Annotated in this window: 17 protein-coding genes and 2 pseudogenes; 10 read left to right on the top strand and 9 right to left on the bottom strand. The window is 51.5% G+C overall.

Annotated features, from left to right (window positions below; genetic code table 11):
* Positions 1-356: 356 nt before the first annotated feature.
* The 3 genes and pseudogenes from LIX15_RS33740 to LIX15_RS21530 form a co-directional block, all read right to left on the bottom strand.
* Positions 357-788 (bottom strand): helix-turn-helix transcriptional regulator, encoded by a 432-nt coding sequence (locus LIX15_RS33740; RefSeq protein ID WP_425556756.1) that lies wholly within the window; start codon positions 786-788, stop codon positions 357-359.
* Between the two features lie 292 nt (positions 789-1,080).
* Positions 1,081-1,737 (bottom strand): annotated as a pseudogene (locus LIX15_RS21535) (dihydrofolate reductase family protein).
* Positions 1,738-2,115: 378 nt separating this feature from the next.
* Complete coding sequence (locus tag LIX15_RS21530) at positions 2,116-2,370, bottom strand: hypothetical protein (RefSeq protein WP_227777405.1); 255 nt, start codon at positions 2,368-2,370, stop codon at positions 2,116-2,118.
* 30 nt (positions 2,371-2,400) lie between these two features.
* On the opposite strand from LIX15_RS21530, the gene LIX15_RS21525 reads away from it, so the two are divergent.
* Both LIX15_RS21525 and LIX15_RS21520 read left to right on the top strand, forming a co-directional pair.
* Entirely contained in the window at positions 2,401-2,577 is a 177-nt protein-coding gene (locus tag LIX15_RS21525) for a hypothetical protein (protein WP_227777404.1), read from the top strand.
* A gap of 636 nt (positions 2,578-3,213) precedes the next feature.
* Complete coding sequence (locus LIX15_RS21520; RefSeq protein ID WP_227777403.1) at positions 3,214-5,988, top strand: nitric-oxide reductase large subunit; 2,775 nt, start codon at positions 3,214-3,216, stop codon at positions 5,986-5,988.
* Between the two features lie 52 nt (positions 5,989-6,040).
* Here the strand turns inward: LIX15_RS21520 and LIX15_RS21515 are convergent.
* Both LIX15_RS21515 and LIX15_RS21510 read right to left on the bottom strand, forming a co-directional pair.
* A pseudogene (locus tag LIX15_RS21515) lies at positions 6,041-6,826 on the bottom strand (RNA-guided endonuclease InsQ/TnpB family protein); the annotation flags it as partial.
* 2 nt (positions 6,827-6,828) lie between these two features.
* Positions 6,829-7,194, bottom strand: coding sequence for a hypothetical protein (locus tag LIX15_RS21510; protein WP_227777402.1), 366 nt, complete (start codon positions 7,192-7,194; stop codon positions 6,829-6,831).
* Between the two features lie 677 nt (positions 7,195-7,871).
* On the opposite strand from LIX15_RS21510, the gene LIX15_RS21505 reads away from it, so the two are divergent.
* The 3 genes from LIX15_RS21505 (at position 7,872) to LIX15_RS21495 (ending at position 13,719) form a co-directional block, all read left to right on the top strand.
* Positions 7,872-9,626 (top strand): alkaline phosphatase D family protein, encoded by a 1,755-nt coding sequence (locus tag LIX15_RS21505; RefSeq protein WP_227777401.1) that lies wholly within the window; start codon positions 7,872-7,874, stop codon positions 9,624-9,626.
* A gap of 455 nt (positions 9,627-10,081) precedes the next feature.
* Positions 10,082-11,377, top strand: a complete 1,296-nt coding sequence (locus tag LIX15_RS21500; RefSeq protein ID WP_227777400.1) for an O-acetylhomoserine aminocarboxypropyltransferase/cysteine synthase family protein — start codon at positions 10,082-10,084, stop codon at positions 11,375-11,377.
* A gap of 701 nt (positions 11,378-12,078) precedes the next feature.
* On the top strand, positions 12,079-13,719 hold the full coding sequence (locus tag LIX15_RS21495; RefSeq protein WP_368410706.1) for an aryl-sulfate sulfotransferase: 1,641 nt from the start codon (positions 12,079-12,081) through the stop codon (positions 13,717-13,719).
* 257 nt (positions 13,720-13,976) lie between these two features.
* Here the strand turns inward: LIX15_RS21495 and LIX15_RS21490 are convergent, their stop codons facing one another.
* The 3 genes from LIX15_RS21490 to LIX15_RS21480 form a co-directional block, all read right to left on the bottom strand.
* Entirely contained in the window at positions 13,977-15,158 is a 1,182-nt protein-coding gene (locus LIX15_RS21490) for a M24 family metallopeptidase (RefSeq protein WP_227777399.1), read from the bottom strand.
* A 171-nt stretch (positions 15,159-15,329) separates the two neighbouring features.
* The gene (locus tag LIX15_RS21485; RefSeq protein WP_227777398.1) at positions 15,330-15,935 is read right to left on the bottom strand and encodes a maleate cis-trans isomerase family protein; all 606 of its coding nucleotides are present in this window, start codon (positions 15,933-15,935) and stop codon (positions 15,330-15,332) included.
* Positions 15,936-16,045: 110 nt separating this feature from the next.
* The gene (locus LIX15_RS21480) at positions 16,046-17,248 is read right to left on the bottom strand and encodes a YkvI family membrane protein (protein WP_227777397.1); all 1,203 of its coding nucleotides are present in this window, start codon (positions 17,246-17,248) and stop codon (positions 16,046-16,048) included.
* A 363-nt stretch (positions 17,249-17,611) separates the two neighbouring features.
* Here LIX15_RS21480 and LIX15_RS21475 point away from each other — a divergent pair, with 363 nt between their 5' ends.
* The 5 genes from LIX15_RS21475 (at position 17,612) to LIX15_RS34025 (ending at position 19,796) form a co-directional block, all read left to right on the top strand.
* A complete protein-coding gene (locus tag LIX15_RS21475) occupies positions 17,612-18,391 on the top strand; it encodes an IclR family transcriptional regulator (RefSeq protein WP_227777396.1) in 780 nt (259 codons plus the stop codon).
* 102 nt (positions 18,392-18,493) lie between these two features.
* Positions 18,494-18,721, top strand: a complete 228-nt coding sequence (locus LIX15_RS21470; protein ID WP_227777395.1) for an SWIM zinc finger family protein — start codon at positions 18,494-18,496, stop codon at positions 18,719-18,721.
* A gap of 572 nt (positions 18,722-19,293) precedes the next feature.
* The gene (locus LIX15_RS21465) at positions 19,294-19,548 is read left to right on the top strand and encodes a hypothetical protein (protein ID WP_227777394.1); all 255 of its coding nucleotides are present in this window, start codon (positions 19,294-19,296) and stop codon (positions 19,546-19,548) included.
* A complete protein-coding gene (locus LIX15_RS33335) occupies positions 19,545-19,634 on the top strand; it encodes a hypothetical protein (protein ID WP_345411118.1) in 90 nt (29 codons plus the stop codon). Before LIX15_RS21465 ends, LIX15_RS33335 begins: the two co-directional genes overlap by 4 nt.
* Before the next feature lie 60 nt (positions 19,635-19,694).
* On the top strand, positions 19,695-19,796 hold the full coding sequence (locus LIX15_RS34025) for a hypothetical protein (RefSeq protein ID WP_486327113.1): 102 nt from the start codon (positions 19,695-19,697) through the stop codon (positions 19,794-19,796).
* Positions 19,797-19,988: 192 nt separating this feature from the next.
* Here LIX15_RS34025 and LIX15_RS21460 read toward each other — a convergent pair whose 3' ends face one another.
* On the bottom strand, positions 19,989-20,291 hold the full coding sequence (locus LIX15_RS21460) for a hypothetical protein (protein ID WP_227777393.1): 303 nt from the start codon (positions 20,289-20,291) through the stop codon (positions 19,989-19,991).
* Position 20,292: the final 1 nt, after the last annotated feature.

The raw sequence follows: 20,292 nt of genomic DNA, 5'->3' as shown, positions 1-20,292 counted from the left end.
TGTCACTTCAACGGCCAGAAGGCTCTGCCGGGTCGCGGCACCCTTGTCCAGGCCGAGCAAGTCCTGAAACATTGGGGTATGGAAGACTAATACCACAAAATGCGCACAGATTGATCCGGGGTCCCGGAGTCGTTCCACTTCCGCTTATTAGGCAGCAGAAAATCGGCTTCGTGCTGGAGAGAGAGAGCGCTGATCTATCATGGGGAACTCCAGTACGCTTTTGCTTTTGAGATAGAATTGCGTGCTATCTGAGGTCGATTAGGTCGATTCGTCATTCATATACATGTTAGAAATTTTATTTTCCAAGATAGGGTTCTTTGAGTTTGTGACGGCGTCTCAAGTGTGATGTGACGCCGCTAATGATTCTGTCCCGTCCTACTGTTTTGCTCGGAGATGATCTCTGGCTCACTTCCCGGTAGCACAACTAGATTTTCACGGCCAAGACGAATCTTTGTGATCTCCCCATCTGATTGCATCTCCGAAAGTTTCACGCTTACTTTCGTTTTTGACCAATTGGTTGATTCGACGATTTCCGTCTGGTACATCTCACCATCATGTGACCTCAATAACCGGCGAATGTATTCCCGATCCGTAATCTGTATAAACTCACTCTTTGTAAATTCAGTATCTTGATATGCGGTTCTTAACTGTTTATTGGCTTTTTTCCGGAGAACTCGACTATCAACCTGTAACCACCAGACAATGAGAAACAGACTGCCAATCAAACAGAGTCCCCAGACTAATACTCCTCTCCCAACCCACAGCAGTAAGAACGCGAGCACTCTCATTTCAGTCTTGACAGAGTAACACGAGCAACCTTCTCAAATCTATCGGCCATCCTAAACTGACATATCTGCCATCTTGCTTGGTGCCTATAAATAGTGCACAAAAGTTTCTCGTGCGTCAGCGAAAAGAAAACTCCAAGCGCACTGACTATCATCGGTCTTCGTAACGAATGATGAGACTTGAAATTGGCCGCTCTGGCTAATGCAGTGGCTAGCTTGTACTGAATACACAGCACGTGGGGGCTACTATTTTGCTCCGGTTATACTGGTGATGGGCTCGCGTCAGTACCGAGACTCACTCCGGTACGTCATCTAATGCGAATGAGCCACGCTCAATCTCTCCCGATCGCTCGTATCGAAGCATTTGAACTCCTGTACTCGATGTCTCCGCCTTCGTCAGTTCAAGGGCTGCAGGAATTGTTCCCTCCTCGAACAATCGTTTCCCCTCCTCCACACCACTGGGAATGTCCAGAGCCAGAACTCGTCGATGAGATCGTGGGCGAGCAGTGTCTGAATTAAATTTTGACTGCCTGTATCAGAATCGTATCACCTTGATCCTTCTTGAGATCAGCAACAGCCTCCGGACGTCTCCTGTGAGGAGCGATGAGTTGCTCCACTCCACACCGTCGAGGGTTCTGGAGGCGACGTACTTGGGCATACTGTTCAGTTTCTCCGCCGCGGGGTCGTCCTCCGCATCGACATTAGGCCAATGCGCAGCGAAGATCTCGTACGTTTTTCTGCCGAGCAGCAACGCGTCAGTCTCTGCAAACTGACCGTCCATGACCTCGCCCATCTTTTCATCCCAGTAGTTGACCGACCACCCACCATGGTCGAAGCCACCGTCACGGTCCTCGTCCGGACCTCTTGGTGCCTGCATCACTCCATCGAGTGTCAAGAATGTTCCCACGACAAGTTTCCCCGTTTCCCCGTTCGCGTTTGTCTCGCTCGCCACAAGCACCTAAACCGTTGAATCTAGTAAAGACCGTTCTGGCTCATCAAGTTAATGTCTATCCGACAAATCAATCCTTCCTATTTGTCACGCCCGTCCTAACAGATGACGGGGACGATATCCAGATGCTGACTCGTCGGCTCGGACCATGTCGGCACGTCCTCACTCAGGCCGTCCTCGAGCTAGTGGGAGTCGTCAATTATACCATTGTAATAGAGGCGGATCGCGAACGCGACCCCCTCTGTTTCGCAGAAAATGACGCACTCCACCGTAATCAACCAACTACTACCACCATGTTTCACCGGCAGTGCGGTGTGAATCTCGTGTGGTGGTTCCGCCCAAGTGGGGGTTCTGCGAACCCCCGTGATTACAACGCTATAATTAGCGTCCTCTGTTCTCTATTTCCGCGTTAGCTTCGTGGGCTCGCATCCACCCCGCCAGATCAGGATGCGCGAACGTGATCTCAATGTGATGACCACCAACGCCCATGGCGTCGTCGATCGACAACGTTCGAGATTCCTTGTAACACACGCCGGGCACCCGTTCGGCCATCTCCTCCATTACCCGATAGCCGTCGTTCTTGTACGCACATCCATAGTGGGTCATGACTTCCCGAAAGCCCAACCGTGCAACCATCACGTCATTCGTCTTGGCGACGTTCTTCGCGTGCTCAAGGACATTGAGGTACTTGTCCTCGACTTGTTGACTCTCGGCGCGCTTCTCACGGAAGTTGACGTCAGTATTCTGTTCCGAGCGCTGGACTGTCTCGAAGAGTTGGCTGTATTCGAGGGTTCTGCGACAAGGTTCGGCGAGTCGCCGTCAACACTCTCTTCAGTCTCGTAGTCTCGCACGAGATTGATCAGTCGCGAGACCGACGCCCGCACGCGACTGTTCTTCTCTTCTGCGTCGGTGAAGTCGTCGATGTCGGCTTGCATAGTCTCGACCGTGTCTTCGAGCCTACTGAGTTGTTGTCGGTCGTGAGCACGCGCCTTTGCCGCATCCTTTCGTTAGTCCACTAGTTCACCGACGTGGGTGGGAACTGTTTGAATTGAGTGTTGTACTGATTGTATCCAACCCACACGTTTACATGGTGCTGCATAGTAGTGTCTGTGGAAAATGGTAAATTAAATAATATTATAAACCATGTCCATCAAAAAACGTCTCTCACGTAAAGTATTGACCCCTGATCAAGAACAAGTCTCGTCGCTACGGGAACAGACAACTACCTATTTGAAGGACAAATTCAGTGCAAGGACAGAAGCAGTCGCCGAGATTCCAACGCTGATTGATCAATTCATCAACGAACGTACGTCTCATGCGATCGAGTACTCTGTTACCCAATTTTTAGAACAGTACGAGCCGAGTGACGATCTCAAATTCTCGGATGATCGTGCGCTTGAGAACTTCTTGCGTCGATATGACTTAGAGAAATCCCGTCTCAATGATCATCTCCTCGAGGAGGTTCAAAACCAATTAACCTTGAGAACCACCGAGAAAACGACGCAATCGCTCGAACGTATCGCTGCCGAACTCTCGGGAGATTCGAAGGCAGACGTCAATCGTTCGGTCGAGAGTACCCTGACGGAGGTGCTATCCCGGTTCGTGATTGACGGTAATGAGAATCGGGTTCATTCTGTCAACGACTTTCTAGAGCAAGACGCTGTTGACACGGCTCTGCAGGTCGAACAACTGCTCGTTGAGAACCTACCGCAATTGGTGGAAGAAACACGGACGACCGACGTAAACGCAGAGCAGCGACACCTTCCACCCGCCACGGCAGTAGCAGTTACTGTGATGGCTATACTATCGAATGGTGAAGGAATCGATCCTGCCTTCGAACGCATCCTAGTTAAACTGGCCTCCCACCTGCTTGCCATGCAAAGTGAGGATGCAGACGGATCTCCAGATAAGGGACTCGTCGGTGCTTTTCCGGAGATCGTACGAGATATCCGAGAAGAGGATATTGACTTCGAGACACTTAGCTCGAAGCTGACTGGTTCGACAGTGCTCATTGCACTGTTCATCGCCAACCTCGTAGGAATGGGTCTGGGAGCGTGGAAGTCCTATCAGCATGCGCCGCCAATTCCCGATGAAATCCGTGACCAAAATGGAGACATTGTCGCCACCGTCGAACAGGTCCGGATGGGGAAGAAGCTGTTCCAGGCCAATGGGCTAATGAACCAGGGGTCAATCCTCGGCAACGGATCGTATTTCGGAGTCGATCTTACAGCTGACGCTCTGCACCTCAAGGCTGAGTTCATGCAGAAGTACTATGCACGAAAACAGGGAGTGGAGTCAGTTACGGCACTCGATGACGCTGAAAGAGTCGCTATCGAAGAACGCGTCAAACGAGAACTTGACGCCGACGCTCCAGATGGATCGACCATTCAATATTCAGCCGCTGAAGCGTATGCCCACCGTCGAATTCGTGAACAGTACATCGAGCGGTACCACGAAGGTGACCCCGAACGGGGGATTCCGACAGAATTCGTTGAGACGCCCGAACAGGCCGAGCGTATCGCCGACTTCGCTGTTTGGACGGCGTGGATCGCACACACTAACCGACCAGACTCAACGCACTCATATACGAACGACTGGCCGTATGAACCTGCGGTCGGGAACCGTCCCACCGGTCAGGTGTTGGTCTGGAGCACGATCAGCGTCCTATTGCTTATCTTCGGCGGTGGTCTCGGGGTGTGGGCATACCACTCGCTTGACTTCGCCGAACCAACGACCGATATCATCGACATTCCATCGCCTGACTCGGTGTCGATCACACCAACGCAGTATGCTGCAGCGTGGTACGTCCCTGTTGCTGGGGCGCTGTTCGCCGTGCAGGTACTTACTGGGGCGCTTCTCGCGCACTATTACGTCGAACGAACCGGCTTTTTCCGGATTGAAGAGATGCTCGGAATCGATCTCGTTTCATTGTTGCCATTTGCGACAGTTCGAACGTGGCATCTCAACCTCGCAATTCTCTGGATAACGACCCTATGGCTTGCTGGGGGGCTCTTTCTCCCTGGGCTGTTCAGCGATCGCGATCCGCCGTGGCAGGCTACGGGAGCGTCGGTGCTGCTTGGATTGCTCGTAACCACGACCGTTGGCGCGTTCGCAGGAGTGTGGTTCGGAATACGAGGTAACTTCGGTTCACCTGAAGAGGGCGACCTCTGGTGGTGGCTTGGTTCTGAAGGGCTTGAATATCTCGAGGTGGGTCGACTCTGGAAACTGCTGTTGCTTGGTGGGCTCGCTGGCTGGACAGGATTAGTACTTCGGAGTGTTCGCCAACTAGATGAACCGCTCGCTGGGCTCGGACACTTCTTGGTATATGCAGGTGGTTCGATCGGACTGCTATTCGGCGCGAGCATGCTCTATACTCCAGAGACGAACATGGCGGTAACGGAATTCTGGCGCTGGTGGGTCGTCCACATGTGGGTCGAGGGCATCTTCGAGTTCTTCGTAATCGCCATCATCTCTGTTGCCCTCGTATCGATGCAGCTCTTAGAAAAAGAGGACGCTGAGAAAGCGATCGTCTTTGAGGTATTTGCGATCATGGCAGCGGGTATCGTCGGCGTCTCGCATCACTACTGGTGGGTTGGCCTCCCTGATTTCTGGGTGCCGCTTGGGACGACGTTCTCAACGCTTGAATTCGTCCCACTCGTGTTCGTTCTGTATCGAAGCATTGGCGAATACCGGTCGTTAAAATCTCAGGGTGAGTCATTTCCCTACAAAATCCCGCTTCTGTTCATCCTGGGTAGTAGTATCTGGAACTTCATCGGTGGCGGTGTACTCGGCTTCTTCGTCAACCTCCCCGTAATCAACTACTATGAACACGGAACCTATCTCACCGTCGCTCACGCCCACGCGGCGACATTCGGAGCGTTCGGTCTGCTTGCACTTGGGCTTGGAACGTACATTCTGCGTGTCGTTACGCCCGAGGCAGTATGGGATCCGACGTGGTTCCGGGTATCATTCTGGTTTATGAACATTGGGCTCACAATCATGGTCGTTGCATCGTTGCTCCCGGTCGGATTCGCCCAACTTCGGGCGGTCTACACGGATGGCTATGCCACCGCGCGGAGCCTCGAATTCTACGAGCAGCCACACATCCAGACATTGTTGTGGGCGCGGACATTCGGGGATACGCCGATGATTCTGGGGGCGCTTGCGTTCACCGCTGGTGCTGTCCGTCACTTGTATGCTGCACGCAAGGATTCAATTGAAACGGCAAGAATAGAACGACGGCTACTCCAATAGGATACAAGCAGTAAGCTACCACGGCATAACGGCCGTGGAATTCACCGTGGACTCACGCTCTAACCAACGTTGGTACGGCTGTGACGCCGTTCGCGTTCACTATCCCGGTGTTCAAGCGCACGCCTACGGGTGCGCCTCCTTCGCCAGCGGTTTGCGTGCCAAGGAGCCTGTAACCGATGTTCTTCGCCGCGTTGTAGTCCGCGTGATTCGCATAGCCGCACTTCAAACACTCAAACGTATCCTGCGACGGACGGTTATCCTCGTGAGTGAAGCTACACGACGAACACCGACGCGAGGTATTCGCCGGGTTCACCTGCTGAACCGTGATACCGCGTTCTTCGGCCTTGTACTCGACGTAGGAGAACAGACGCCGAAATGCCCATGTGTGAAGCCGTTTCGCGCCGGGCATCCGGTCACGGATATCGGTTAAGTCCTCGAACGCGATATGCGAACAGCCGCGTTCGTCGGCTTCATCAACCAGTTCGTTCGAAACGCGGTGCAAGAGCTGTTTGAATCGGCCCGTCTCTTTCAAACCGACCGCTTGCATATTCTCGTGAGCATAGCGAGACCCACACTGTTGGAGCGACGCACGGCGCTTTTCGTATTCACGGTGCCAGTGGTCAAGTTCGGAGGCCGACCAAAACACGCCGGTCGAAGTGACGACAAAGTTTTCGATCCCGAGGTCCACACCGAGAACCGTTCCGTTCTCGCGTGGTTCGGGAGCGTCCACGTCAGCCTTTGTTCTGACGTGGAGGTAGAACTTTTCTGGCATCTGCTCAACGAGGCTCCCATTCTCGAATTTCAATTGAACAGTGTCTGGATTACGTTCAGCCATCGACTCTATGTCGTTCGTACAAATCCTGAGCGTGGTTCGTAGACCTCTCCTTTCTGTTTGAGCTTCTCAAGCTCTGTTTGTGCTTTAGATTGTGTCATCCCAACCATCTCTGCTTCGATTACGATGAAGGGCACGGGTGCTCCGTCGTCGCATTCATTTTCGAGTTTGGAGATGAGTTCTCTGATGTTCTTTATTCGATCTCGTTGCGATTTTGACTGTCCGGTCTCGACGAGAGTTGGATCAGCCTGTGCTGACTCCGGCTGTTGCTCACGAATTGTTCCAAATACTGTTCTGATTCCAGTTCGATGGTCTTCGGTTCGATGGTCGTCTCGCCACTCGTTTGCCTCGGATTGGGTTGCAAACTCTTGCATTGTCCTACAATCGCCACAGTGGGCCGTCCAAGATTCTTCTGTCTCGATTTCATCAACTGTTTCATGGTCGGTATACTCCGCGTGGTCCGATTGGAACTCTTCAGCTTCATGTCGTGAGTCGAATGACCACGACTCGTTGCAAGTTTCACATCGAAGGCGATAGTCGGTCGATTCTGATACCGAGACCTCTGGCACTGCCGAACCCTGTACCCATCGAATGTTATGACCAGTGTGTTCGACATGTTTACGGGCAAATTTCTCTAGTGACGAATAATCGTCCGCATCCTCATCCATATCACACTCAGTGCATTCCACAGAGAATGATTCGAGATTTATTTCCATTACCCAGCAATGCAGACTCGGTCGCAATCAATGTTTCTTGGCCAAATGTAGGGTGGAAGTAATCCGATTCCACTTCTCTCGGTCGCCCCCCACGCTGGATGCAGTTTCCAGCGTCTCAACGTACCAGTCCTCCTCGACGAGTGCGGTCGGTTCGAAACAAGTTTCTCCGTTAATATTTTCTCGCTGAGTAGTCACACCCGTCGTGACCGACACTACGAACGAAACCACGGGCTGACTGTAAGGTAACTCTTATACTACTGAAACAAATGGGCATTCCGAATTGTGACGAAATAATAGCCATAACGACGAAATCGCTCGATTGCAAACCGGAAGTCATGCCTGACGGAATCGGCTTGGACGGACGGGATGTGCCGTCCCGTGGGGAAGATGATCATTCAGAACTGCTCTCCGAACTTGACTCGCACGATTTGGCAGTGGCGACCAACCCCATGGACGCGGGTAACGGGCCCGAATTCGAGTTCGACTCCCAAGTCGATCCGACTAGAACGTTCCCACAGTCCGTGGCGAGCGGCGGCCCGACCTCGACCGGTGTGATCCTCTGGACACGTATCGCGCCCGATGTGTTCACCGACGAGGAATCACTCGCCGTGCAGGTTGCGCACGACGAGGGGATGGATGATATCGTCTACAACGGCCTGATCACAGATACAGTAGGGATTCGAGCCCACGATCACACGGTGAAGGTAGATCTCGACGAGTACCTCGAACCAGATCGCGAGTATCATTATCGATTCATCTACCGCGACGTCGCCTCCCGAATCGGCCGGTGTCGGACGCTGCCACATCCCGATGACTCGCCGGAGTCAATACGGTTTGCAGTACTTGCCTGTCAGAACTTCCTCAACGGCTACTTCCCCGCATACCACCATGTTGCCTCAGAGGACGTGGACTTCCTCATTCACGTCGGTGACTTCGTCTACGAGTCTGATGCGGGCCATTTCAAAGGCCTTGGCTCCTCCGATTACCCCAATCGCGAGAAGTCGCTGCCGAGTGGCAACGACCGTGTCTGGAATCTTGAGGACTATCGATATCTGTATCGCACATATCGCAGCGACCAGTTCCTGCAGGAGGCATTGGAGTCACACACACTTATCGCCGGATGGGACGACCATGAGATGATAAACGATCTCTACTGGGACAAGGAGACTGACGCACCTGCCGGTGACCACCCACGTGGTGACGATCCGGAGTTCATGACCACGCTTATCGCCGACGCAATGCATGCGTGGTGGGAGTTCATGCCTGCCCGCGTCGAGTACGACCCAAACGGCGAGAAACTTCAAGACCGGTTTCAGCTCTGGCGGTCATTCAAAGTTGGTGATCTCATGACGCTCATCTTGACTGACGAGCGACTCTTCCGGGATCCACCGCGCGAGGCCATCCCCACAGTCGACAATGTAGGCCCGCACCGCGAACCCCCCGGACGAACCATGCTCGGCATCGAGCAGCGCGAGTGGCTCATTGACACAATTACCGAATCAGAGACAACGTGGACGGTGTGGGCTGACGAGGTACTGACCGTCCCATTTCGGTTGGGGTCTGGACCGCTCTCGATCTACCCGGTTCAAGGCGGGTGGGACGGATATACCCGCGAACGCATGCGTATCATGGAGACGGTTGCCGCTGCGGACGTGGACAACTTCGTCACGCTCACCGGCGACCTCCATTGTTACGTTGCTGCGTATCAGCAGACCTCCTATCCTGGTCGCGTCACGGGCGGCGAGGGCGTCGCCCAAGGCGAGCGTTGCGGCGTCGAGTTCATGACGCCTGCGGTCACCTCGCTCAACGTTGCTGAGGCACTTCACCTGACCCGCGGGTGGCGAAACAAGCTCACCGAACCGTTGTTTTCGTGGCTTATTCCGGCGATGAACCCACATATCGAGTTCTTTGACAGCCACAACTGGGGCTACTCGATCGTCGAATTCACCCGCGATGACTGCACGTACGTCGGCTACGCTGTCGACAAGACCGTGAACTCGCCGGACGCCGATCGAACCGTCGTCGCGGCCTACCGCGTTCCGGAAGGGGTTGTGCACCTCAAAGACGTGACCGATGAGTACTGTCAATAGGCGAGTTCTCAGTCCAGTGAAAGCCAGCGTTACACTGTCGTCACGCACTCCGAGCGGTCAGTGTAATGCACAAAAGAAGGATTCGTTACACCTCACAGTACCCGAGTGATTGCGTTTGTTCCGTTGCGTGATTCCGATGCTGGTGCGTTGACGAAGTACTTCGGGAAGGTTGCTGGTGAGGATGAGTACAAGTATCGGGCCATCGAGTGTCGCCAGTGCAGTCTGCCGTCGTACATCGATGATGCGCAGAAAGCGTTGATTCGAGGGGTAGACGAGTATCGCGATCCGGAAGCGGTTTGTGAGGAACTACGATCGTGGGTCGATCGACTCGAGCGTGGGGCGGTTGATCTGAACGAATTGGTGACTACGATTGGCAGCCTAAAATGCTGTCAACGATCTCGGCAATCTTTCCCTTAATACGTTCACATAATATCTCGGGTTTCATCTGGGAATGTATGAGCGACGATCCTACTGATAGTTCATTCGCTACTGACTCACTACATGCAGGCCAAGATCCTGATCCTGTGACTGGGGCACGAGCGCCGCCACTCTATCAAACCACTTCATACGTTTTTGAAGATGGTGAAGATGCAGCAACCCAGTTTGCGCTCGAGAAGCCTGGCTACATTTATTCCCGGTTAATGAACCCGACTCTTGAAACACTCCAAGACCGGCTTGCCGCTCTTGAAGGCGGTGTAGGAGGCGTTGCCACTGCATCTGGGATGGCTGCGCTGAACCTCGCAACGTTCCTGCTGACTGAAGCTGGCGATAATATCGTCACGGCCTCCTCATTATATGGAGGCACCTACACGTACTTCACCCATTCAATCGAACGCCGAGGTGTCACAGCCAAATTCGTTGACACACTCGACTATCAGGAATACGACGAAGCCATCGACGACAATACTGCCTACGTCCATCTTGAGACGATCGGGAATCCAGCCCTCGATACACCCGATATCCAGCAGATTGCCGACATCGCTCACGACCACGGCGTTCCCTTACTCGTCGACAATACCTTTGCGACACCCTACCTCTGTCGTCCACTCGAACATGGCGCGGATCTCGTTTGGAATTCAACTACAAAATGGCTTCATGGTTCTGGCACCACCATTGGTGGCGTGATTGTTGATGGTGGCACATTCCCTTGGAGCGATTATCCAGAAAAATACAGTGAGATTGCTCAAGATAACCCTGCATATCACGGTGTCAACTTCGCGGAAACATTCGGGGATGAAGCGTTCACATACGCTGCGATTGCCCGTGGACTCCGCGATCTTGGGAACCAACAAGCGCCCTTCGACGCTTGGCAAACTCTCCAGGGACTCGAAACACTTTCCCTTCGGATGGACCGTCATTGCGAGAACGCAATGGCAGTAGCCGAGTACCTCCAGGATCATGAGGATGTTGCGTGGGTGAACTACCCCGGTCTCTCTTCCCACAAAACCCACGATACGGCTACCGAATACCTCGAGGGCGGCTATGGTGGCATGATCACTTTCGGTCTCGCGGATGGATACGACGCTGCACGAAAAACCGTTGAATCGACAGAGCTGGCAAGCTTGCTCGCTAATGTCGGTGATGCAAAGACACTCATCATTCATCCAGCTAGTACAACCCATCAACAGCTTACAAACGCTGAACAGGCCGCTTCCGGCGTCACAGATGATCTTGTCCGGCTCTCGGTGGGTATTGAAGACCCTGGACAGATCATCGCTGATCTTGAGAACGCTATTGACGCCGCCACATAGACGGCTCTTGTCGTTCCGATACCGAGCCGATAATCAGAAAGGATCGACAAGTGGTTTAATATCGATGATACACAGAAAGCGTTGATTCAAGCGGTGGATGAGTATCGAGATCCAGCGGCGGTTTGTGAGGAATTGCGGTCGTGGGTTAATCGCCTTGAGCGTGGAGCGGTTGATCCGAGTGAGTTGGTAATCACAAATCGTGTTTCGAAGTAACGCGAGGACTATTCGTAATCGACGCGGAGTGTGGCGGCATTAGAGCGGGCAGTGGATTTGGGGTAAGGAGTTCTGCTGTATAGGAGGGCCTGAATTTTTGGTTTGCGAGTCGGTGCCACGTCTAATTGTAGTGATTGAGCGAGTACACCGAGAAACACGATTCCAAGAGCTGCATAAGCCGCCGATACGGGATCGGTCGCTCCAAAGAATCACCAGTCGTTGCACCAATTGCCCACACGAGACATCCGAGACAGACTGCTGTGAATACCCCAACAGTCGCGATAGCACCACCACTCTGTCAATCAATTCCGCTCGTCTAAATCTCAAAAAGCGACCAAATGGCCCACGCTCCAACGAGTAGGCCAAGCGGGGTTCGTGGTGATCGGTATTCGAAGTTCGTCATTGACGACAAAGAGACGCTCTATAAGAATAATAATTCCTACTATTATTGGTAGATAATTACCCCTCAGTTCGTCTATCCCGTTTCAATGGGGCTCACTCTGGGGGACGATGTCACAGATGTCTGTGCCCACATTGGATACGACCATCTACCCTTCGTCGACTTCCTCACAAACGATCTCACGGAGTTCTTCGAGTTTGTCGCGTCGGTGCTCAGCAAGCACAGCAATGTCCTTTGGGAGTTTCTCGGTGATTCGCTTACTCACCCGATAGACGGCCTGATCACGCTGTTGGTTCGAGGGGTCGCTCTCATCACGAACGTGCTCTCAATCGGTCTCCGTCATGATCGCTCGGTATCGGCCTATTGCCTGCAGGTTTTGTATCACCTATTAGGGATCGGAAACCCTTTGCGACATCTCAGAGTACGAAATATAATGAATCCCCGCCGTCAAGGTACCTGGCTCGTCGTAATCGGTGTCATCCTTTTCGTATTGACTGTAGTAGTCAGCGGGGCCCTTGCGCCAGAGATTGGTTCCGTCGGTGATAGCGATAGCCGCCGAACTTTAGTAGGTTCACAAGGTGGCGGGCCTGGTTGGCACGAGTATGGAAGTGTGTATCTTTTGACTGGGCGGAATGTGACATGGCGCGAAGCCAGCGCAGGTAGCTATTTCGACGTGACGAAGACGAGCAATGGAACGGTATTGGCAGGATTTATGGATGGGGGATATCAGAAATGTGCTCCGTATGAATCTCCATGTTCACGCTCCGGATTTCGTGTGATTGATCCCACACCCACCCCCCATGTCATCTCGGAATATAGTTTCTCAGTTCGTGACAAAAAGGATAGTGAGGTCCACGATGTCGAGCGCCTCCCGTCAGGGGAATACCTGATGACCGATATGGAACACGAGCGCATCTTTACGGTAAAAAATGGGGCAGTCACGTGGCAATGGAATGGGCGTTCATTCTACGATGCGCCAAGTGATCCAACAAAGTCGGACTGGCTGCACATCAACGATGTCGACGTCATTGGTGATGGTCGATATCTGATTTCGATTCGGAACACAAACCAATTATTGGTCATTCAACGAGGCAAAGGTGTTGTCGAGGTAATTAACAAGGATACTCCAACAAGCTCTGATGAAAGCTGTCGACGATCGGGCCAGTTAGCGGATTATGACAATGATGGCGATGTTCGTTGTGGTGATCCCTCTGTGCTTAATCATCAACACAATCCACAGTGGATAGGAGACGGTGCCGTACTCGTTGCCGATAGTGACAATGACCGTATTGTTGAACTTCACCGTACCGAGAGTGGGGAATGGCGTCCTGTTTGGACGGTAGGAAGTGCTAGTGGCGTCGAATTTAATTGGCCACGTGACGCTGATCGACTGCCAAATGGAAATACGCTCATCACCGACACGCTAAACAGACGGATCGTCGAAGTGAATTCCGAAGGCAAAGTCGTATGGAGTACAAGAACACCACGGATCCCGTATGAAGCGGACCGACTCCCGGTGGGCGAAACAGTCGGTGGACCACAATACAGTTCGGATACGTCATTAATCGTTACACCAGGGAATGACATCCCGGTCCTCTCATCACTCCTCGTTCTCCTTCGAGCGATTGTCCCAGCGACACCATTCTGGTTCGGTATTCCTCAGTTAGCTTTGTCACTGCTCTCACTCGCCTTGATTCTTATTGGGGGTGTTCAATATCTACGTCATTGATAATTGAAGGTCCTCAAATCGCAGATGCACTGGCCGCCGCTTCATTCCAATCGTATCTGCGACCCACCGAGCGGTCACTGCCGGAAACTCGGACTCACGCATCGCCGTCAGAATATCGTCGTCAGTCGTTTCCTCTGCAAATTGACCACGAGTATCGCGCACTCTCTCCTGTCATTGTAGCCGTCAGTCCATTTTCTCTGAATTGCATCTTTTACACGAAAACTTACAGCTTTATTCCTGGTCGTTTATTGGCCGTGTTATCGCGCAGTGAATAACTCTCTCGGGAACTCTGCGAGTACTTCGGCTCCGTTGGTAGTGACACGGAACGTCTCGCTCATCTCGACACCGAAGTCATCAAACCAGAGACCGGGGATCATATGAAACGTCATATTCTCTTCGAGTATCGTTTCATCGCCCGGTCGCATGCTGGCAGTGTGTTCACCCCAATCCGGTGGGTAGCCAAGTCCCATTGCATAGGCGATTCGATCCTCTTTCTCAATGTCATATTGTTGGATGACATTTCGCCACGCCTTCTCGACTTCCTCGCAGGTGACTCCCGGTTCGACGGTGTCAAGAGCGGCCTCAAGCCCCTCTACGACGATGTCTGCCGTCTCCTGTACCGCCTTTGGTGGGTCACCGACAAACGTTGTACGGGCAAGTGGTGAGTGGTATCGGTGTCGACAACCCGAGAGCTCAATAATAATGGGGTCACCTTCTTCGAATTTACGGTCTGTCCACGTTAGGTGGGGCGTTCCCGTGTGGTCACCGGAAGGCATTAGCGGGACAATAGCAGGGTAGTCGCCGCCGAAGCCGTCGGCGCCGTGGATGAGGGCATCGTAGATGGCGGCTGCAGCCTCGTACTCAGGGACACCTGCTTCGATGGTATCGAGGGCGGCTACCATTGCCTCTTCGGAGATCCGCGCGGCCTCTCGCATGTACTCAAGTTCGCGCTCACTCTTCTTGATTCGAAGCCAGTTGACGAGGAGCGTCGCATCCTCAAACGTGGCCTCAGGGAGGTTCTTTTGGAGGCGTGTATAGGCCTTTGCGGTGAAGTAGTACGCGTCCATCTCCACGCCAATGTGACCATCTTTCACATCGAGGTCCTCGAGAACTTCCCCTAAGTAGTCCATTGGGTGCAGGTCGTATGGCGAGTGAACGTGATCATCACTATATGCATGGATACTCTCCTCGTCGAGCCAGGTAGTTGCACGTGCTCCATTTGCGTCTTGGTCACGACCTACCCACACTGGTTCGTCGTGATTTGTTGTTACCACGACGGCCTGGTGGACGTAGAACGACCATCCTTCGTACCCTGCGAGGTAATTCATGTTCGCAGGATCGGAGACGACGAGGGCGTCGAGATCCTCTTCGCGCATCCGTTCTTTCGTCCGCTCTAGACGGCTGTCGAACTCGGTGCGGTCAAATATTGTTTGCGCCATGATGACGATACACAGAAAGGCATTCAGTAAATAACGGTATAAACTTTTTGAGTACGTTGGTAACAATTTCTGTGTATGAATGGTGCTTGGAATTGTTGTGGTGGACCTTGACGATGGGTTTTCAATAAAACGGCATTTACAGAAACACGGATCCAGAGCAACACAGCAACACTAGTGTTCAAATAACGATCCTAGTTCGACCTCAGAGTAATCGATGCCGATTGTCCGAAGTGCATCCCAAAGTGTCGCTTGATTACTCGTCACGACCGGTTTGTCAAGATCTCGTTCTAATTGATCGACAATCTCAAACGTCCGATACCCAGTACAGCTAATGAAGATACCATCAGCATTCTCGCAGTTAATGTTCCGCGCTTGTTGATACGCCGTCTCTGGACGGTGAGTGCAAATTTCCTCATCTGTCCGGCAACCTAATCCGTGGATATCGACCACTTCATAGTTGGATTCTTCAAGAAAGTTTACTTCTAACTCGTTAAGTTCCTCAATATATGGTGTCGCAAGTGCTATGGATTCCATCTTCAGCGTATCAAATGCACGCTTAATCGACGCCGCAGTCGCGACAGCAGGCACTCCTGCAACGTCTTCAATTCGCTGTTCGATTTCCGTTTCAAATCCCACCCCTTTGAGCAGACTGCCAGCAGTACAGGAGTAGGCGATTACATCAACATTTGTCGTCTTCAGAAGCTTCGCACATCGCTCAACATCGTTTGACATCTGCTCCAATGTTTCTGCATCAGCAACCCCATCTTCGAGCAACATTCGCGAGGCGTGGACAGAGACGCCATCAGGCGTGTATCGGAAGTACTCTCCTTCACTGGTTCGATCAGACGACGTCACGACGACCCCAAGCCGATTCCTCCACCCATACATTATTCTACCTGTTCAATGTCAGCTGCTTTACTTTGTGAGTCACTCCTCCAACCTTGCCAAAACTCCTGTTTCCACGTTGGGTTAGAGAGTCGGTAGAGTCCAACAGTGAGTAACGGAAGAACGAGAACTGCGGTGAACAAGACAGCCAAGATTGGGTACACCTCACTGACAAGACTGATAATACCTATTCGAGAAAGCCATATTGCGCTGAGAAGGATAAGCAGCCCCACCGATCCACGCTCAAATGCTGAGAGCCCATCCCTTGTTGCAAAGAATCGATAGTCGGACTCCCGGATATTTTCGTCAATGCGCTCAGTGATGGAGTGCACAAATCCCACCCCGCTTTCGGTCAGCGTCCAACCGATTGCCACTCCATAGAGAACTAAGAGAACTGGTGAACCAAGCATTGCTAACCACGGAACTGACGCTCCCATAACACGCTCACTGGGATAGTAAGCCAACAGAGAAAGGTAGGATAGCGCGAGCGGGATGGCAAGCATGAATGCGCTTAGTACCCCCGAAAGAACTGCTTCTGAACGGCTTTCCATCCGATCAATTAAGAACAGTGGTGGAATAAAACCGATAAGTGAATATCCGGCGTAGATCAATGCAGATTTCATTGCAGCACTAATACTTGGGTTGTCCACGTACGCTGTACTTCCGCTTCTCAGAACCTCAAGGGTCTGTCCGCCATTGTTTATGAGAACGTAGGCAAACATCGTAATATATACCGCATAGATAAATGTTGTACCAACGACACTGAATCGTTCAATAGCTCCTCGACCAAAGTAGAGAACAAAGAAGATGAACCCAATAAGAAGGACATTTGCAACAAACACTGGAACACCAAGGATTTGATTCATCAGATTGCCACCTGCAGAGGCAACAACTGCGATGATGACAACTGCTAAGATTACGTAAATAAGCTCAAAGATAGGCCAGCCATGCCAAATGAGGTTCTTCATCAACGATTTATAGTCGTATAAATCGAATTTCCTCGAAAACTCGTAAACCAGAGCTCCACAAATAGCGAGGGCAGTAAAATAGGTAAGTATCGAAACACTTCCCAGAGCACCATATTTTGCTACGTACTCTACTACTTCTCTCCCTGTCGAAAATCCCCCACCGATACTTACAGATTGGAAGACAATTGCTGGGATTATAATTCGTCCAATTCGGGTCTCTGTGAGGCGTGCGAACATAACCCATAGCACGTGAGTATTGGATATTAAAGTTTTCATCCCCATTTTATGAAAATTCTTAGGAAAAAGCGCCATTTTGGTTTTGCTCTGTCGAACAACTAAATACGTGCCGTTTTTTAACCCAGTGGAAAATCGCGATTTAATTCCCCCGCTTAAATACTGGAGCCTGAAATTCTTGTTCGTTAAGGAAATAACCATATAATAGTTCCTCTCTGCAAAACTCTACGCAACTTTCTATAAGGGTAGCACAGTTTTCTAGGAGAAAGACTATGCGAAGAATGAGATACTCACAACCAATTTACGTTATTTAAGTCGATTTGAGTATAGCGAACATATTAGTGGTGGTCAATGTTACTCATGACCATGGGCGACCAAAATAGGAAAACCCCTTCATCACTATCTACTACCGAAACTTCCTTAGCAATCGTAGAGAAGATCCGTGCTCATAATGGAATTCGATTGAGGACCTTAACTGAGGAACTTGATCTCTCAAAAAGTACGGTTCATGCCCATTTGACCACACTTAGAAACAATCGATATGTCGTTAAAGAAGGGGAATTCTACCATTTGGGGCTAAAATTCTTTGAGTTGGGTGAGTATGTAATCTCTCGTAAAGATATTTATGAAATTGCTGAGCAAGAGGTTAATGCTCTTAATAAGCGAGTTGATCAGATAGCTGATTTTAGTGTTGAGGAACACGGACGAGTACTTTCACTCTATAGTGAACTCTATAATACTCAATCGTCGTTTCTTAGTGATCGACGTACTTTTTATATGCATAACACTGCGTCTGGAAAGGCCATTCTCGCCGAGTTTTCGAAATCAAAGGTAGAGAAAGTAATAGACCGGTGGGGACTTCCTTCTGAAACTGAGTACTCGATCTCAACCCTTGATGAACTTTATATGGAACTTGAAGAGACACAAGAGCGAGGATATGCTATTAACGATGAAGAAGTTGTTACTGGCCTTTTTTCTGTTGCAAAGCCAGTCATGCATACCGATGGTCGCGTTTGTGGAGCGGTTAGTTTAGATAGTCCTAAATATCGAATAAACAATGATTCCATCAATGAGTTTGCTTCACAACTCGATCAGACAGTCCAAAACATTGAGCAGAAGCTTGATGATGGTTCCTATTCCATTTGATGGAATAAAAGGCCCAAAGACGAAATCCCCGAACTCGTCTAAGTCACCAACAAGAGCCACGAGAACCCCGCAGCCCACCAGTACACCGTTGCCATCGACGACGTGACCGAGGAACTGATGGCCTGCACGTGTCCGCATCACATCCACCGCAACGCCTACTGCAAACACATGGCCGCCGTCGAAACCGCCACTGACGACGGGACGCTCAACGCCTTCCCGTCGGAGGACAGCGAAGACGATGCCGAACCAGACGATTGCGACTGCGACGGTCTCGGTGATTTTCCGTGCTGGCCGTGCGTGAGAACAGGACGGAAGGAACTGCCGAACTAACCACCGTTTCAGTCTTTTTTATCCGTGGTACGCCAATTGACGATCTCGGAGATCACCGACTAGCGACCGCTCACGGAAAATACGGGTGCAACGACCGACGATACTCCTGAGACACCAACAGCACGCGGCTGATATCGTCGCCGAGTACTTCCTGGAACGCGTGGGGCTTTCCTTGGAGGGTGGAGAATGACAAATCTAAGGAGTGCGACTATGAGGGTTTCAGCGGCATCTCATAATCAGTGAGCCAACTTCGTTAACAATATTCTATACAGTAATAATGGAGACCATTATGGCATTTTGGTGATAAAACCTATGCATGTGGAGCAAGTGTCTATGCATTGCTATGGAAATACTACATCGGTTACGCGGTGTCTTTAATTCAGAAAGACCTTCTCGACAGACGGAACAGCAGGTACGGGCGACCGGTGATATTTTTGAATGCGAAGAATGCGGTACCACCTTTATCTCGAAACCATCTCGTTGTTCAAAGTGCAACCAGAACGACTTCCGGAACCTCGGCAGTTGTTAATCCAAAATCTCTCACGTTCTCTTTCTAGAGATATCTAACTGTTGTGACCGATGATTCCCTCGAGACACCGACAGCCCTCCTCGGCCGAGCACAACAGCACGCAACGAACGTCGCCGCCGAGCACTTCCCAGATCTGCCGGTCGACACGATCGACTGGGAAATTTCACATCGAGCGCAGCGACAGGCAGGCGTCACAAAGTACGACCCTGCAACAGAGGAGATCACGATTGCGTTGACTGGACGGCCTACGAACAACACGGGTGGGAACAATTCAGTTCGACCGTACGCCACGAATTGATCCACGCATGGCAGTATCACGAGTTCGGTGAGGCGGATCACGACGCAACGTTCGCCCAGTGGACGGATGCCCTCGATACCTCGTAACACTGCGAACGCTTTACTACGCCCAAGTGGTGGCTTGTTTGCGAGGACTGCAGCGGTCGGATTGCACGGCATCGGCGCTCAAAGACGGTACGTAACCCCGAGCAGTACAGCTGTAGCAAGTGCGGTGGGTCACTATACGTTGAGGAGGGCGAGAATCACTAACCAAGTCTCGTTTAAGTGGTTCTCGCGATAAGCAATAGATACGAGGAAAATTTTCGCAGGCTATTGCTTTCTGCTTAAGCTCTTGCTATCGCTTTTGACTTCGAGTTTTAGAGCAATCCTTGGTTAGTAGTTCATACTAACAAGCGGTGCCCACTTCAACGACGAGTGACACTCAACAAAGGGCCGTGAATATTACGCGAAAACGTACTCCATCATCGCTTCGACTGCGGTGTCGACAAACTCCGTTGTAAGTCGAGCAACTGCACGGTCAATATCAATGTCCATGAGCGAAACAACAGCCCACGGAGAGACAAACGATTCTCGATTCAGTGTACCTGCCTCGAATGTGTTCGCTAGTGAGAGCCCTGCGGGATACTCTTTCGTGGTGATTCCAAGCGCGATATACTGTTGCCCAGTAAACGGATGGTCCTGACCGCTAATAATCAGATACGGCCGTCGAGGTGTGTTTCCAAACGGGTCAGAAGCAACGACCACG

Source organism: Haladaptatus pallidirubidus (assembly GCF_020700235.1).
GTDB classification, from domain to species: Archaea; Halobacteriota; Halobacteria; order Halobacteriales; family Haladaptataceae; genus Haladaptatus; species Haladaptatus pallidirubidus.
The sequence above is the reverse complement of the archived record's forward strand: the minus strand, read 5'-3'. Positions and strand labels throughout refer to the sequence as shown.